Origin of the sequence: Flavobacterium sp. AED (genome assembly GCF_000812945.1) — a bacterium.
Taxonomy (GTDB): Bacteria; Bacteroidota; Bacteroidia; order Flavobacteriales; family Flavobacteriaceae; genus Flavobacterium.
In genome coordinates, this window is sequence record NZ_JSYM01000003.1 from 1 (window position 1) to 16,693 (window position 16,693).

A 16,693-nucleotide genomic window follows, 5' to 3' on the forward strand; every position below is an offset into this window, starting at 1 on the left:
TCTCCAAATTTAGCTTACAATGTATTTTCCCCAGAGCGTACCTATAATACAACCGATGAAACTTATATTGGAGGTCTTTTTCTTAATGGACGATCTCCAAACCTAAAAGAACAGCTCATTCATCCCTTTATTGGTGCAGTAGAAATGAATAATGGCACTATTGCAAATGTAGTTTCCAAGATAAAAAATGCCTCTTACTTTTCTGAAATAGAAAAAGAATACGGCGTAGCAAAGACTGACGAAGAATTAATGTCTTATGTTGCCGATGCTTTAGCCGTTTTTGAAACATCTAAAGAAGTGAATTCATTTACCTCAAAATTTGATTATTTCAACAAGCAATTGATCAAATTTACGGATGATGAAAAGAAAGGATTAGCCGTTTTTCAAGGAAAAGGAAAATGTGCACAATGTCACATTTTAGAGCCAGACGAAAGAACAGGTAAAATTTTGTTTACTGATTTTAGTTATGACAATATAGGAGTGCCCAGAAACGAAAAAAATCCATTTTATAACCAATCAACAGCTGTAAATCCTGCGGGAGTAAACTTTATTGATTTAGGCATTGGTGGTGTCGTTTCACAACCCGAACACAATGGAAAATTTAGAGTTCCAACATTGCGAAACATTGCTATTTCGGCTCCCTATTTTCATAACGGATCGTTTAAGACCTTAAAAGAAGTCATTCATTTTTATAATGTTCGCGATGTAAATCCTAGCGAATTTGCAGCTCCAGAAGTACTTGAAACCGTGAATAGAGATGAATTGGGCGATTTAAAAATGACAGCCGAAGAAGAAAGTCAACTAGAAGCATTTCTTAGAACACTAACCGATCATTACCGAAAATAATTTTTTATATATAAAAACCGTAACTATGAATTTCAATAAAATAATACTTACTCTTGTTGCTTTAGCTGGACTACAAACCATACAGGCACAAAAAAATACTAAAAATATCCTGAAAGAAGTTATTGTGAAAGGGTTCAAAACCGTAAATGGTGTAGGGCACATGACCGATAGTAAAGATGGAATCATTTATGCCGGCAAAAAAAATGAAATCATTCTTGTTGACAGTCTCGATGCCAATAAAGCCATCAATAATACACGTCAAATACTGGGAAGAATCCCAGGATTGAATATTGTAGAAACTGAAAGTAGCGGATTTACAGCCAACGGAATTGCGACACGTGGGCTCAATCCTTCTCAAAGTATCGAAATGAACACAAGACAAAATGGCTATAACATCAGTGCTGATATTTATGGTTATAATGAATCCTATTATATTCCACCAATGGAAGCCGTAAGTCGTATCGAAATGGTCAGAGGTGCAGCATCGTTGCAATTTGGATCACAGTTTGGTGGTTTAGTCAATTATGTTACTAAAGATGTCCCAAAAAACAAACCTTTTGAATTCATTACTTCACAAACTATAGGAAGTTATGGTTTGTATAATTCCTTCAATTCTGTAGGGGGTAATTATAAAAAAATAAGCTACTATGGCTTTATACAATACCGTAATATGGAAGGGTACAGACCCAACAGCCAGCAATCACAAATTTCTGGATTTGGAAAAATACAATACAATCATTCTGACAAATTAAATTTTGGAGTTGAATATTCTTTACTTCGAAATAAAATAAAAATGCCGGGAGGATTGAAACCTTTTGAATTCATTACTTCACAAACTATAGGAAGTTATGGTTTGTATAATTCCTTCAATTCTGTTGGTGGGAATTATAAAAAAATAAGCTACTATGGCTTTTTACAATACCGTAATATGGAAGGATACAGACCCAACAGCCAGCAATCACAAGTTTCTGGATTTGGAAAAATACAATACAATCATTCCGACAAATTAAATTTTGGAGTTGAATATTCTTTACTTCGAAATAAAATAAAAATGCCGGGAGGATTAACCGATAGCTTATTCAATGCAAACCCAAAAACATCAACACGAGCAAGAAACTGGCTAAAAAGTCCATGGAATATCATAACGGCTTACGCCAATTATACTCCTTCGGAAAACAGCACTTTGAGCGTTAAGTCAACTTTTTTGTTTAGCAGCCGTTCTTTGGTTTGGAGAAATGAAGACGGTGGTGCTGCAGCTACTGATGACATTGATCTTACTACAAATGCTTTTGTTCCCAGAGAAGTGGGAATCGAAAAAATGAATAACAGTACCACCGAAATACGTTTTTCACAAAATTATTCTTTGGGGAATCAAAAATCAACTTTTGCAGGGGGTGTTCGTCAGAGCTATGCTTGGTTTAAGCGTCAAGGAGGTGGAGAAGGAACGACAAATAGCGATTTTGATTTATCAATTTCGGGAGATTGGGGATATGATTTGGATTTTAGCACCACAAATCTAGCTCCGTTTGTAGAAAACATTTTTAAAGTCTCCAAAAACTTTACTGTTACTCCTGGCTTTCGATTTGAATATTTAAGAAGTACTGCCAAAGGACATAAAGAAGTAGAAGGCGACATTCAAATTACAGATGAAGTTAGAAACAGAACTTTTGCATTAGCGGGGCTTGGATTGGAATTAAAACCTGGAAAAAACACTAGTATCTATGCCAATATTAGTCAAGCTTATCGCCCGATAGATTACAGCCAATTAGAACCTTTTGGAATTAGCTCAAAAATTGACCCCAACCTAAAAGATTCAAAAGGATTTAACAGTGATTTAGGCTACAGGGGTACCATTAGAAACTACCTGAATTTTGACATTGGTGGATTTTATATGGCATATAACAAACGTATTGGCGTGACTTTGGGGACAGACCCTGTCACTGGGGATTATTATTCTGTTAGAAAAAATATTGCCAATAGTGTACACCAAGGTATCGAAAGTTATATCGAGTTTAATATTCTAAAATACTTCAATTCACAATCTAATTTTGGTTTAAGTATTTTTAATTCCTTTGCCTATGTAGATGCAAAATACACCACAGGAGAATTTAAAGGAAAAAGAGTCGAAGCCGCTGCTAAAACTATAAATCGTGTGGGTTTAATTTTTAGCACTAGTAAATTATCGACTACTTTACAGGTTAATTATGTTGGAGATGCTTACGGAGACGCTTCAAATGTAACGAGCAGCGAAGATCCGGTTGCGGGTTATATTCCAGCTTACACTATTTTAGACTGGAGTGCTTCCTACAAATTGAAAAATTTCGCAATCAAGTTAGGTGCTAATAATTTAACTGATAAATCATACTTTACCCGTAGAACAGATGAATATCCTGGTCCAGGAATAATCCCTGCGGTAGGAAGAAGTTTTTATTTAGGTTTTACTGCTAAATTTCAATAAATACTATTTATTTTTTATTTTCTAAAGATAAAATTAGCTGACAAATTTGTCAGCTAATTTTTTTAGTATTCGTACAGAATAATCGTATAATAAAATTATCAAATCGCATCTTTTCATTAAACACATTTCATTTTGAGATGTGTTTTTTTTTGATAAAAAAACACACTCTACAAGATTTGGATTAATACCATCATTACTTTTTGATTTTTAATTATTCATAAAAATCTAGCTATCAGCAATTTAAAATTTTGTTAATTTTTTATTAATATTTAGTCTAAATAAGTTTTGATAAACCAAAAGCGGGTTATATATTTGCATTGTTATTTTTAATTATTCCAAATAAACAATCATGAAATATATTTTACTTCCTACATTAACCTTATTATTTAGCTTGAGTAGCTTTGCACAAGAGATAGCAAGCACGGCGGAAAACACCAATACATCAGAAACATTTGATACTGTTTCAGATACTATAAAACACAAAAAAGGAGGAGTACTTAAAGAAGTTATTGTTACAGTTAATAAAGAGAAAAAGCCAGTATCTGCTTTAAGATCAGGTTTAAAACCAATGGATGTACCACAAAGTGTACAGGTTATTGGTGCTGAAATTATTGAGCAACAACAAGCTATTCGTTTAAGTGATGTGATAAAAAATGCTAATGGTGTTTATGTAGGTTCCGCACGTGGTGGCGCTCAAGAGTCATTGTGGTCAAGAGGATATGACATGTCTGCCAACAATATGTTCAAAAATGGGTTTCGTTTTAATGCAGGTTCTATTCCAGAAGTATCTTCTTTAGAAAGAGTAGAGTTTCTAAAAGGAGGTTCAGCATTATTATTTGGAAACGTAACTCCTGGAGGAATCTTGAATTTAGTTACTAAAACCCCACAATTTACCCAAGGGGGTCAATTATCCATGCAAATGGGAAGCTATGCCTTTTACAAACCTGCGATTGATTTTTACGGACCAATAAATAAATCTATAGCTTATAGGTTTAATGCTTCCTACGAAAATTCAGAAAGTTTTAGAGATTTTGTAAAAAATGACCGTATTTACATTAATCCATCGGTTTTGTTTAAAATTTCAGACAAAACACAAATTACAGCACAAGGAGATTATTTAAGTGCTGATTGGACTCCTGATTTTGGTACAGGAATCTTTGGAAAAACCATATTAGACATTCCAAGTAATAAATATTTTGGTGCACTTTGGTCAACAGGAAACACTAAATCATCTAGTGCATCGATACTATTCAATCACGATTTTAACAACAACTGGAAATTAGGTTTCAATTCTTCTTTTCAATCGTACCACAGAACTCAAAAATCTACTGCACAGTTAAACACGATTGATGTCAATGGAAATTGGAAACGTGGTTTAACACAATCTGACGCTGCCGAAAAAATATTTGCAGATCAATTGAGTTTGCAAGGAACTTTCAAGACAGGAAGTATCAAGCACCAAATATTCACAGGAGTTGATTATGAAAATTCTTCCGCACCAAGTTATACGTATGGCTTTTATGCTACCCCAACAGGTACAACAGCTATCACTACCGAAAATACTGCTATAAATCTTTTTAATTACGATTATAGCACACAAAGTCTGAATGTGCCATACCCTACTAGAGCAACGCAACTAGCTACCACAGATACAGAACGTTTTGGTGTATATGCGCAAGATTTAATTTCGGTTAACAATTACATCAAAGTTCTGGCAGGACTGCGTTGGTCATGGCAAGAAAGTGATGTTACAACCTCAAAAGAAGTAATCGAAAAAATTAATGGAGTTGACGCTATTACAACTACTCTTGAAAATGCAGTCCCTACAACTGGAGTTAAAACTTTAAACAGAGCTTACTCTCCAAAAGCAGGATTGGTAATTCAACCTAATAAAGATTTGTCTTTGTTTGCTAGTTACTCGAACTCGTTTACTCCTAATACAGGAACAACAGTAGATTTAAAACCATTAGATCCTTCTATCATAGACCAATATGAGGCCGGTATCAAAAAAGATTTCTGGAAAGGAATATTGAGTACCAATGTTACGGTATATCAAATCCAAAACAGCAATTTTGCTCAAACAGTTCAGTTTGGAGCAGATGGTATTTCGCCAAACGTAAACACCAATTTAAAAGAATTGGTTGGAGGAACAAAAGGAAAAGGAATTGAAGTAGATATTACTGCTAGACCAGCTTTAGGTTTGAACATCAATGCTGGATATAGCTTTAATGAAACCAAAATTTCAAAATCTTCAGGAACAAGCGGAAGCCTTGTAGTAGGGGATCTTTTAGCTAGAACTCCAAAGCATACAGCTAATTTAAGTTTTTTCTACAAATTACCAAGCGGCGCATTGAAAGGACTAACTTTAGGAGCAATTGGAAGTTATATTGGCTACCGTACAGGAGGTTGGAACGACCGTTATGTATGGACAGAAAACAAACCAGTAACTACTCCAAAAACATATACTGTTACTATCGAAGACCGAGATATTCCATTACAAGGTTATACTACCGTTGATGCTTCTGTAGGCTACGATTGGCAAAAAGTATCTATTTTGTGCAAAGTGTCTAACATTACTGATGAATTGAACTATACCGTTCACGAAAATTACAGTGTGAACCCAATTGCACCACGTCAAGTAATGGTAAGCTTAAAATACAAGCTATAGTTTAAAAATTTTAGTTTCAATTTTTTAAAACTTTTTCTGTCTCTTTCATTTTTTTAAAAGCAGAAAAAGTTTTTTGATTCTGTTTTGTTAAAAAAAACAACTTACTATAAAAAAATCCGTGCTTTAGTCACGGATTTTTCATTTATATCGAAAGATTTATTTATTAAAAAAACTGTAAAACTGTAAAATATCTTAATTGATTAGAATTCCGTTCTCTTCAAGTATTTCAAAAAGACTAACACTTAGATTTGGGTCATATTTCTCAATACCACTTTGATACCATTTTTCAATCATATTAATTTGATGCGAAGTATACCCATCAGCTTCAATAGGTAAGCCAAGTAAGCCTGCAACAAGAAAATCTTCCAAAACTTTATCAGTAACGATACGTTTGGGAATTCCATTACTAATGTATCCGTTCATTCGCTCATAATCTGATCTTCCAGAATTAAATCCAGTAACAAAAGCTTCATTCTTTTTTACATTGTTGAATTGCTGAAATGGATTCAAACCAATTGAATATCCTTTAAGATAATCTTGTCTATAAGCAGGACTAAATATTTTCTTCATTTCTTTACTAATGTGGCATTTGACAATTATTTACCAAACATATTAACAATATGTCAGTAAATACACAAAAATCGTTTAAAGGAAGAAATACTCTTTAAATCACAATCGCGATGACGTTCGTCGATAAAATATTGTCCTGTAACTACCACAAAATTATTGGTTTTGACAAGCAAATTATTCATGACAAAAAACAAACTATTTATTTTTTTAATAAAAAAACCCAATTCTAAAATTTCAGAATTGGGTTTTTAAATTTTATAAATGGACTAATTAATCCTTATTTCAATCCAGCCAAACTGTGTTCGATAGTTTCAATTTTAGACAAAGCATCTGCTTCTTTTTGTCTTTCGTTTGCCAAGACTTTCTCAGGTGCACCAGCCACAAATTTCTCGTTCGCCAGCTTGTTTTGAACTGATTTTAGAAAACCTTGCGTATAGACCAATTCAGCTGTAAGTTTTGCAATTTCTTCTTCCACATTTATATTTCCTGTAATGGGAATGAAATACTCATTCGATTTTACACGGAAAGACAAAGCACCATCCACTTTATCAGAAACATATTCTAAGGAAGTGATGTTTCCCAGTTTAGTCACAACCGAATCAAAATAAGTCGAAACTTTATCATTATTCACAATTTTCAATTCAATCGTATCTTTGAACGGAATATTCTTGTCTTTACGAATTGTTCTAATTCCTGAAATCACTTCGATTGTATTTTCGAAATCAGCAATTAAACCCGTATTAAAAGGTTTCATTTCTGGCCAAGTCGAAACAATCAACGCTTGCTCAGTAGTTCTTTCAGCAAGAATTTGCCAGATTTCCTCTGTCAAGAACGGCATAAAAGGATGCAATAATTTTAAGTTATTTTCAAGCATTTCTATCGCTTTCGCAAAAGTCACGCTGTCAATTGGCTGTTGGTATGCCGGTTTTATCATTTCTAGGAACCAAGAACAGAAATCGTCCCAAACCAATTTATAAATTCCCATTAAAGCATCGGAGATTCTGTATTTTTCGAAATTATCTTCAATTTCTAAAAGCGTTTGTTGCAATTTGGCTTCGTACCATTCAATCGCTACTTTTGAAGATTCCGGTTGCGGTATGGCATCCGAAACTTCCCAACCTTTTATTAGTTTAAAAGCATTCCAGATTTTGTTTGTAAACGCTTTGCCTTGATTACACAATTCCTCATCAAACATAATGTCGTTTCCTGCAGAAGCGCTCAAAAGCAACCCCACACGAACACCATCGGCGCCAAATTTTTCGATTAAATCCAAAGGATCAGGTGAATTTCCTAATGATTTAGACATTTTACGACGCTGTTTGTCACGCACTAAACCAGTCAAATACACATTAGTAAATGGTTTTTTACCTGTATATTCGTAACCTGCAATAATCATTCTCGCAACCCAGAAAAACAAAATATCCGGACCGGTAACCAAATCATTCGTTGGATAATAATATTTAAAATCTTCACTTTCTGGATCCATAATTCCTCCAAAAACGGACATTGGCCATAGCCAAGAAGAAAACCAAGTATCAAGAGCATCAACATCCTGAGTTAAGTCTGAAGTTGTAAGTTGCAAGTTATTCGTTCTTTCTTTAGCCAAAACTAAAGCTTCTTCGATAGATTCAGCAACTACAAAATCCTCTTTTCCATCACCATAGAAATACGCAGGAATTTGTTGTCCCCACCACAATTGACGTGAAATATTCCAATCGCGAATGTTATTTAACCAATGTGCGTATGTATTATTAAAACGAGCTGGATGCAATTTAATTTCGCCGTCTACTAAAACAGATTTAATTGCTGGTTTTACTAAATCCTCCATTTTCAAGAACCATTGGTCTGATAAACGAGGTTCAATTACGGCTTTAGTTCTTTCAGAAGTCCCTACTTTATTCAAGTGAATTTCTGTTTTTGCTAAAGCGCCAATCGTTTCTAATTCTTTGGCAATTGCCTCACGAACTACAAAACGGTCTTTTCCTTGATAATGCAATCCAAAACTATTCAAAGTCGCATCTTCATTGAAAATATCAATAATTTCCAAATGGTGCTTCTCCCCTAATGCTTTGTCATTCATATCGTGGGCAGGAGTTACTTTCAAACAACCTGTTCCAAATTCAATATCTACATATTCATCTTCAATAATTGGAATTACTCTTCCGCAAATAGGCACAATTGCTTTTTTGCCTTTCAAGTGAGCAAAACGTTCGTCATTTGGATTAATGCAAATTGCAGTATCTCCAAAAATAGTTTCCGGACGTGTGGTTGCAATCGTCAGGAAATCTTCACTTCCTTCGATTTTATATTTTAGAAAATATAATTTTCCTTGTTGTTCTTCATAAATTACTTCCTCATCAGACAAAGTCGTTTTTGCTTCAGGATCCCAGTTTACCATGCGGTATCCTCTGTAAATCAAACCTTTGTTGTATAAATCTACAAAAGAACGAATTACCGATGCTGACATATCAGGATCCATAGTAAACTTGGTTCGTTCCCAATCACAGGAAGCACCTAGTTTTTTCAATTGGTCCAGAATTACGCCACCATATTTGTCAGTCCATTCCCAAGCATGCGCCAGAAATTCTTCACGTGTCAAATCGTTTTTATTGATTCCTTCTGCTTTTAATTTCGCAACTACCTTAGCCTCAGTAGCTATAGAAGCATGATCCGTTCCTGGAACCCAACAAGCGTTAAAGCCTTTAAGACGCGCTCTTCTTATTAATACATCTTGAATGGTGTTGTTCAACATGTGTCCCATATGCAAAACCCCAGTAACATTCGGTGGTGGAATTACTATAGTATATGGTGTTCTATGGTCTGGCTCCGAGTGAAAATAATTATTCTTCATCCAGTAGTCATACCACTTATTCTCAATAGTTTTGGCGTCGAATTGTGCAGGAATTGTCATTTTATTATAGATTCGTTTAATCGTTAAATTCGATTGTTTGTTTGTTCAGTTAAACAAATAACCAAGTCAACAAATAACCTTTTAAAATTTGGTCTGATATTTGTAATTCTAATTGGGACAAAAGTAAATAATTAAGTACACTATAAAAAGAGAAATAAATATTTGTGCATTAATTAAAAGAAAGTACATTTACTTAACCGAATCAAAAAAAATGAAAATGAAAAAAATAATAACTTTAATAGCAATCGTATTTGCAAGCAGTCTAAGTTTTGCCCAATCTGGTGCTAAAATTGAATTTGCAGCTAAAGACAATACTATTGATTATGGTAGGATTTCCAAATCCAGTGACAACGGCATAAGAGCTTTTGAATTTACTAATACCGGAAATACTCCCTTAGTTATCACTTCGGTACAATCGACTGCAAGCAGTACCATTTTATCGCAACCAAAAACACCGATACAACCTGGGAAAACAGGAAAAATTGAAGTAAAATATAATATGGCTCCTGGTCCTATCCGCAAAACAATTACTGTAGAATCTAACGCAGTGAATTACGAAGAAGGAAGGGTTGCCTTAAAAATTAAAGGAGAAGTAATGCCTAATTAAGGTATTTTTAGATATAGTGAAAGCGCTTTTTGATATTAATTCAAATAGCGCTTTTTTTATAGAATATTCTGAAGCTGAAACCTAAATTTAAGAATTTTACCATTTCTCTCAATTTCTAATACAATCCATTTTTCATCTTCTGATTTAAAAAGGGAATTAATTTCCTGCAAAGTATATTTGTATCCAAAATTTTTATTGATTGAAACAATTACGTCTCCTTTTTGTAAACCACTATTTGCTGCGGGCGAATTTTTTCTGACATTAGCAATTTCATAAACTGGTTTTAAATTGAATTTATATTTAAAATCGCTCGTATTCTTATCTGTTTTTGATGCAAAAGGATCATCCAAAACCACCTTAGGAACCGTCTGGAGAGGCACTGTTTCCTGTACCCATTGCAAACCGTGATGCTGTATTTCAACTCCACTTTTGTTATAATTAAAAGGAGAGAAATATTCTTTATTTTTCTTTAAATACAAAAATCCATTAGTGTAGTCAAAAACGACTGCGAATCTTCTTAAAATTTCACCTCCAACAGAGCCAACTCTACCAGGAACCATTTTAACATTTCGCACTGAACTGGAATCCGGGAAAGCAACAATAGGATTATTAAATTCAAATTTCGCCATTGTAAATTTTGAAATTTTTGCTCTTCTCCCTTCTACATCGCCGCTAAATCCCTTGCCTAAATAATCTTCAAAATTTTTAACAGGAACTTTTATCAATTTGGAACGACTTTCAAAGAGCCAAAGTGCATCACTATTACCAATATCTATTAATAATTTAGCAGGAAACGCAACAGAATCAATACTTATAGTATTTATGATGTATGGTTTTAGTTTTTCAATTGTAATAGCAACTTTCTCAAATTTTCTCTCTATTTTCTTTCTATTTTTTTCAATGTCACTATGAACAATTATTTTTCTTCTTTCATAATCAATTTCTACCAGATTGTTTCTAAAAAACTGATATCCAATAATTCCATTTACTGGAATTCCAACATGAGAAGATAAATTAAATTCCTGATCCAAAACGATATACAACAAATGATTGCTCGATTTCAACCCTCCCGCCTCTAAGATATTATTAGTCGATTTTAAACCTTCGATGGCATCTTCGCTTCCCAGACCACGCAGCGTTATTTTTTCAACATTAGAAAATTCGATTTCTTTTTTATCTTCCAAACTAAACAAAATGGTTTCTTCAACACCTGAATCCAACAAAAAGTTTAATTCTACACCGTTGACCTTGATAGGAATGAAAATTAAATTATTAATAAATTTGAAAGGAATAGTCACTTTATCGACCTTTTTACTAAACTGAAAACCATCTTGTGCTAAAATAGTCAAGGTATTGAAAAGGAGAAAAAATAAAATAATTACCTTTTTCATTAAGAATTCTTTGTATAAAGTTACTAAAAATACAACATAATAGTGCGTTTTTGATACCAAATAGACTTATTAATTACAGTAAGTTTGAAAAAAAAATTGCAAATTTGCACTTCAATAATTTTAAACATGCCAAATATATCCAACAGAGGCAAACAAATGCCCGAATCACCAATACGAAAATTGGCTCCTTTTGCCGAAATGGCTAAAAAAAAGGGTCATAAAGTATACCATTTGAACATAGGTCAACCCGATATAAAAAGTCCAGAAGTCGCCATTAAAGCCATTAAAAATATTGATTTAAGTATTATTGAATACGGTCCTTCTGCTGGTTATGAAAGTTATAGAAAAAAATTAGCCCAATTTTACACCAATCAGGATGTAAAAGTATCTTTTGAAGACATCATGATAACTACTGGTGGGTCTGAGGCACTTTTATTTGCTTTAGGAAGTATTATGGATCAGGGAGATGAAATCATTATTCCGGAACCATTTTATGCTAATTACAGTGCTTTTTCCGCAGAATCCGGGGCTACGGTAGTTCCTGTAAATTCTGTTTTTGAAAGCGGTTTTACATTGCCTCCAATTGAAGAATTTGAAAAACTAATTACTTCAAAGACCAAAGCAATTTTAATTTGTAATCCAAGTAACCCAACTGGCTATTTGTATTCTGAATCAGAAATTTTGCAATTGGGTAAACTAGCTAAACAATACGATTTGTTCTTGATTGCTGATGAAGTATACAGAGAATTTATATATGATGAAGACATTCATTATTCCGTAATGAATCTTGAAGGACTGGAACAAAATGTCATCATGATTGATTCAGTATCCAAACGCTACAGCATGTGTGGAGCTCGAATTGGATGTATGGTTACAAAAAATAAAGAGGTAATTTCAGCAGCGATGAAATTTGCGCAAGCTCGTTTGTGCCCTCCAACAATTGAACAAATAGCTTGCGAAGCAGCCATTGATACTCCTCAAAGTTATTTTGATGAAGTAATTACAGAATATAAAGAGCGTAGAGATACCTTAATTTCCGAATTAAATAAAATCGAAGGGGTAATCGTTACCAAACCTAAAGCTGCTTTTTATTGTATTGCACAACTTCCTGTTGACAATACAGATGATTTTGCACAATGGCTTTTAGAAAGTTATGATTTGAATGGTGAAACCGTTATGGTTGCTCCAGCTGCCGGTTTTTATTCGACTCCAGGAATGGGATTAAACCAAGTGCGTATTGCTTATGTTCTTAAAAAAGAAGATTTGATTAGCGCCGTTCGGATTCTAAAAGAAGCTATTCCAGTTTATAATTCAACTCGATTAAAAAAATTAATTGAAGTAGAATAATTACAAATTAAAAAACATCTTCGTTATTCTATTGATAACCAAAAGATTTCAAATACTTTACAAAAGGCAGTAACCAAAAAGTTATTGCCTTTGTTTTTTTGAAGCAATTAGAAAATCCTGCTTTACCGATGATCGCTATAAAGTCATCATTAAATAGTATAAACGATAGAAATTCTTTAGTTTTTATTAATTATCTTTACCGCTTAAATTTACATACCCAATATAATAGTACCTTTTTGATGATAAATAACGAAGAATTTCAAGACGAGATAGGAAACAATCACATTAGTACAAGTGCAAAAAATCCAGTAAGAGAAGATGCATTTGCTATTTCAGATGAAGAAAAAATAGAAAAAATAAAAAAAGACGTTGAAAATATTCTGATTACTCTTGGAATGGATTTGACGGATGACAGCATGAAAGGAACTCCAAATCGTGTTGCTAAAATGTTTGTAAAAGAAATCTTTGGAGGATTGAATCCTACAAAAAAGCCAAAAGCATCTACTTTTGACAACAATTACAAATACGGCGAAATGCTAGTCGAAAAAAACATTACTCTTTACTCAACTTGTGAGCATCATTTATTACCAATTATAGGAAGAGCTCACGTAGCTTATATTTCTAATGGAAGAGTAATTGGACTTTCAAAAATGAATAGAATCGTAGAATATTATTCCAAAAGACCTCAGGTGCAAGAACGTTTGACTATGCAAATTGTTCAAGAATTACAAATGGCATTAGGTACTGAAGATGTCGCTTGTGTGATTGATGCCAAACACCTTTGTGTGAATTCAAGAGGAATCAGCGATATTGAAAGTAGCACGGTAACCTCAGAATTTGGAGGAAAATTTAAAGATGTTCAAACTAAAAGAGAGTTTTTGGATTATATTAAATTAGAGACGAAGTTCTAAATTACAAAAAAAATCTATTTAACGATAAGCCCTAGCCCTGATGGAAGCGGCATCCTTTTTATGGCTTTTTAGCCATAAAAAGATATAGCGAACAGCGGGAAAAAGCTCCAAAAAAAACACAAATGCCATTATATAAAAGTCAAAGTCTAAAAATATACAATTCTCTTTCGGGAGAAAAAGAAACATTTACACCTATTCATGAAGGCAATGTTGGAATGTATGTTTGTGGGCCAACGGTTTACAGCAATGTACATCTGGGTAATGTGAGAACATTCATGTCATTTGATGTTATATTTAGATATTTTTTACATTTGGATTATAAAGTACGCTATGTTCGTAATATTACTGATGTAGGGCATATTGTGGACGATGTGGATGAAGGAGAGGATAAAATCGCAAAAAAAGCACGTTTGGAACAATTAGAACCGATGGAAGTGGTACAACGTTACACGGTTGATTTTCATGATATTTTGAATGCTTTTAATTTTTTACCACCAAGTATTGAACCAACGGCAACGGGTCATATTATTGAGCAGATTGAAATCATCAAGACTATTATCGACAAAGGAATTGGTTATGAAGCCAATGGATCTGTTTATTTTGATGTGGTAAAATTCAATGAAACCAACCATTATGGCAGATTAAGCGGTCGAAATATTGAAGATATGCTTGCTAATACAAGAGATCTTGACGGACAAAGTGACAAAAGAAATCCACAAGATTTTGCGCTTTGGAAAAAAGCCGAACCGCAACATATTATGCGTTGGCCTTCGCCTTGGAGCGATGGTTTCCCAGGATGGCACCTTGAATGCACTGCAATGAGCACCAAGTATTTAGGCAATCATTTTGATATTCACGGAGGCGGAATGGACTTAAAATTCCCCCATCATGAATGTGAAATTGCCCAAAATGAAGCTTGTACCGGGCAAACACCTGTTAATTATTGGATGCATGCCAATATGCTGACGCTAAACGGCAAAAAAATGGCTAAATCTACCGGGAATAATATTTTACCAAGAGAAATATTGACTGGAGAAAATACTATTTTAAGCAAAGCTTTTTCGGCATCAGTAGCACGTTTCTTTATGTTACAAGCACATTATAGAAGCATTCTTGATTTCTCTGATGATGCTATTGTAGCAGCTGAAAAAGGATACAAGAGACTAATGGAGGCGATAGATACTGCAAGAGATTTAAACGCCAATCCAAACTCTACAATCGACATTGCTGCTTGGAAACAGTCTTGTTATGATGCTATGAATGATGATTTTAACACCCCTATTCTAATTGCACAATTGTTTGAAGGCGTTCGTTTTATCAATTTATTAAAAGAGGGAAAAGAAACTCTAACCACCGAAGACTTAAAAACGTTCACTGCTGCCATTAATGGTTTTGTATTTGATGTTCTAGGATTAGAGGATGAGAAAATTTCAGACAGTAATAATGATAAATTAGAAGGTACCGTAAATATGTTGATTGAAATGCGAAAACAAGCCAGAGATAATAAAAATTTCGCTCTATCTGACCAGATTCGTGACCAATTGATTGCTTTGGGTATTCAATTAAAAGATGGGAAAGAAGGCACTACATTTAGCATTTAAACAACAGGTTCCAGAGTACAGATTAAAAATTGATATTGAATAACGAATATTGAATGTTGAAGTTTTAAATCCGAAAACCAGAATCATGCTATCAAGAATCCTTATTTTTCCATTTGTAGTTCTTGTTAGGTTTTATCAAACCGCAATATCTCCCTATACCCCTTCAGCTTGTAGATTTGAACCAACCTGTTCCTCCTATATGATAGTGGCACTGCAAACACACGGATTATTTTATGGAGGCTTTTTAGGCATGAAAAGAATTTTAAGCTGCCATCCTTGGGGGGAAAGTGGTTATGACCCCGTTCCAGAAAAAAAATGCAATCATAAACATTAACTTTATATAAGTACTATTTTTACTTTAAATATATATTTTTACAATTCATAAAAAACAATATTAAATGACACACGCTTTGAACATAGTTTGGAATCCATCAGAAGGAATTGATTTAGGCTTCTTTGTAATACGTTATTATAGCCTGATGTTTGTAGTTGCTTTTGGACTAGGCTGGTACATCATGAAAAATATTTTTGAACGTGAAGGGGAATCCATAGAAAAATTAGATTCTCTTTTTATATGGACTGTTCTTGCTACATTGATTGGAGCGCGACTAGGTCATGTTTTATTTTATGATTGGGAATATTTTCGCAATCACTTACTGGAAATATTCTTACCATTTCGATTCTCTCCTAAATTCGAATTCACAGGTTTTCAGGGTTTAGCGAGTCACGGAGCTGCAATATCAATCATAATTGCTATGTATTTTTACAGCAAAAATGTATTAAAAAGACCTCAATTGTGGATTTTAGATAGAGTAGTAATCCCTGTTGCGAGTGGAGCTATTTTCGTGAGATTAGGAAATTTTTTCAACTCTGAGATTGTAGGAAAAGAAACTACATCGGTATTTGGAATACGTTTTCTACGCGATAAATTCAGTCCTGCTGATGCTGTTAATGCAACTCAAATACCGAATCCAAAAGAGGCCTACCACGCAATCGCTACGGACCCAAAATTTGCAGCATTGTTAGAACAAGTTCCTGCAAAACATCCTACACAATTATATGAAGCATTTTGCTACATTTTTGTATTTGCTATATTATTTTTCATGTATTGGAAAACAGAAGCAAGACTTAAATCTGGTTATTTATTTGGCATGTTTCTAGTGCTGCTATTTACAGTACGTATTATTGTAGAATCTGTAAAAGAGAGTCAGGGCGGTTTTGAAAATGAACTGGGTTTACTTTCTACAGGACAATGGCTAAGCATTCCTTTTATCCTAATAGGATTGTATTTTGTTTTTACAGCCGAAAAACCTGTTAAAGTAGAGCATTAAACCTATAAAACGATATCACTAAAACAAAAAAGCTTCCATATTTGGAAGCTTT

12 protein-coding genes are annotated in these 16,693 nt (G+C 33.8%); 9 read left to right on the forward strand and 3 right to left on the reverse strand.

Features of this window, described 5'->3' with window-relative positions:
- From OA85_RS11640 to OA85_RS11650, 3 genes are all read left to right on the forward strand, one after another.
- Positions 1-846 (forward strand): cytochrome-c peroxidase (locus OA85_RS11640; protein WP_039109965.1); only part of this gene is annotated, 846 nt, incomplete at its 5' end.
- Positions 847-871: 25 nt separating this feature from the next.
- Positions 872-3,304: a TonB-dependent receptor domain-containing protein gene (locus tag OA85_RS11645; protein WP_039109966.1), complete on the forward strand. Its 2,433-nt coding sequence runs from the start codon at positions 872-874 to the stop codon at positions 3,302-3,304.
- 349 nt (positions 3,305-3,653) lie between these two features.
- On the forward strand, positions 3,654-5,972 hold the full coding sequence (locus tag OA85_RS11650; protein WP_039109967.1) for a TonB-dependent siderophore receptor: 2,319 nt from the start codon (positions 3,654-3,656) through the stop codon (positions 5,970-5,972).
- 192 nt (positions 5,973-6,164) lie between these two features.
- Here OA85_RS11650 and OA85_RS11655 read toward each other — a convergent pair whose 3' ends face one another.
- Together OA85_RS11655 and OA85_RS11660 are read right to left on the reverse strand one after the other, a co-directional pair.
- The gene (locus OA85_RS11655; RefSeq protein ID WP_039109968.1) at positions 6,165-6,542 is read right to left on the reverse strand and encodes a hypothetical protein; all 378 of its coding nucleotides are present in this window, start codon (positions 6,540-6,542) and stop codon (positions 6,165-6,167) included.
- A gap of 277 nt (positions 6,543-6,819) precedes the next feature.
- Positions 6,820-9,453, reverse strand: coding sequence for a valine--tRNA ligase (locus OA85_RS11660; RefSeq protein ID WP_039109969.1), 2,634 nt, complete (start codon positions 9,451-9,453; stop codon positions 6,820-6,822).
- 217 nt (positions 9,454-9,670) lie between these two features.
- Between OA85_RS11660 and OA85_RS11665 the strand changes: the two genes are divergently transcribed.
- Positions 9,671-10,060 (forward strand): DUF1573 domain-containing protein, encoded by a 390-nt coding sequence (locus tag OA85_RS11665; RefSeq protein WP_039110294.1) that lies wholly within the window; start codon positions 9,671-9,673, stop codon positions 10,058-10,060.
- Positions 10,061-10,116: 56 nt separating this feature from the next.
- On the opposite strand, the gene OA85_RS11670 is transcribed toward OA85_RS11665, so the two are convergent.
- The gene (locus OA85_RS11670) at positions 10,117-11,451 is read right to left on the reverse strand and encodes a retropepsin-like aspartic protease (protein ID WP_039109970.1); all 1,335 of its coding nucleotides are present in this window, start codon (positions 11,449-11,451) and stop codon (positions 10,117-10,119) included.
- Positions 11,452-11,577: 126 nt separating this feature from the next.
- Between OA85_RS11670 and OA85_RS11675 the strand changes: the two genes are divergently transcribed.
- The 5 genes from OA85_RS11675 (at position 11,578) to lgt (ending at position 16,641) form a co-directional block, all read left to right on the forward strand.
- A complete protein-coding gene (locus OA85_RS11675) occupies positions 11,578-12,798 on the forward strand; it encodes a pyridoxal phosphate-dependent aminotransferase (RefSeq protein ID WP_039109971.1) in 1,221 nt (406 codons plus the stop codon).
- Positions 12,799-13,037: 239 nt separating this feature from the next.
- Complete coding sequence (folE, locus tag OA85_RS11680; RefSeq protein ID WP_039109972.1) at positions 13,038-13,709, forward strand: GTP cyclohydrolase I FolE; 672 nt, start codon at positions 13,038-13,040, stop codon at positions 13,707-13,709.
- A gap of 122 nt (positions 13,710-13,831) precedes the next feature.
- On the forward strand, positions 13,832-15,310 hold the full coding sequence (gene cysS / locus OA85_RS11685) for a cysteine--tRNA ligase (RefSeq protein ID WP_039109973.1): 1,479 nt from the start codon (positions 13,832-13,834) through the stop codon (positions 15,308-15,310).
- 85 nt (positions 15,311-15,395) lie between these two features.
- Positions 15,396-15,644, forward strand: a complete 249-nt coding sequence (gene yidD / locus OA85_RS11690; protein ID WP_039110295.1) for a membrane protein insertion efficiency factor YidD — start codon at positions 15,396-15,398, stop codon at positions 15,642-15,644.
- Between the two features lie 64 nt (positions 15,645-15,708).
- On the forward strand, positions 15,709-16,641 hold the full coding sequence (gene lgt, locus OA85_RS11695; RefSeq protein ID WP_039109974.1) for a prolipoprotein diacylglyceryl transferase: 933 nt from the start codon (positions 15,709-15,711) through the stop codon (positions 16,639-16,641).
- Positions 16,642-16,693 lie beyond the last annotated feature (52 nt).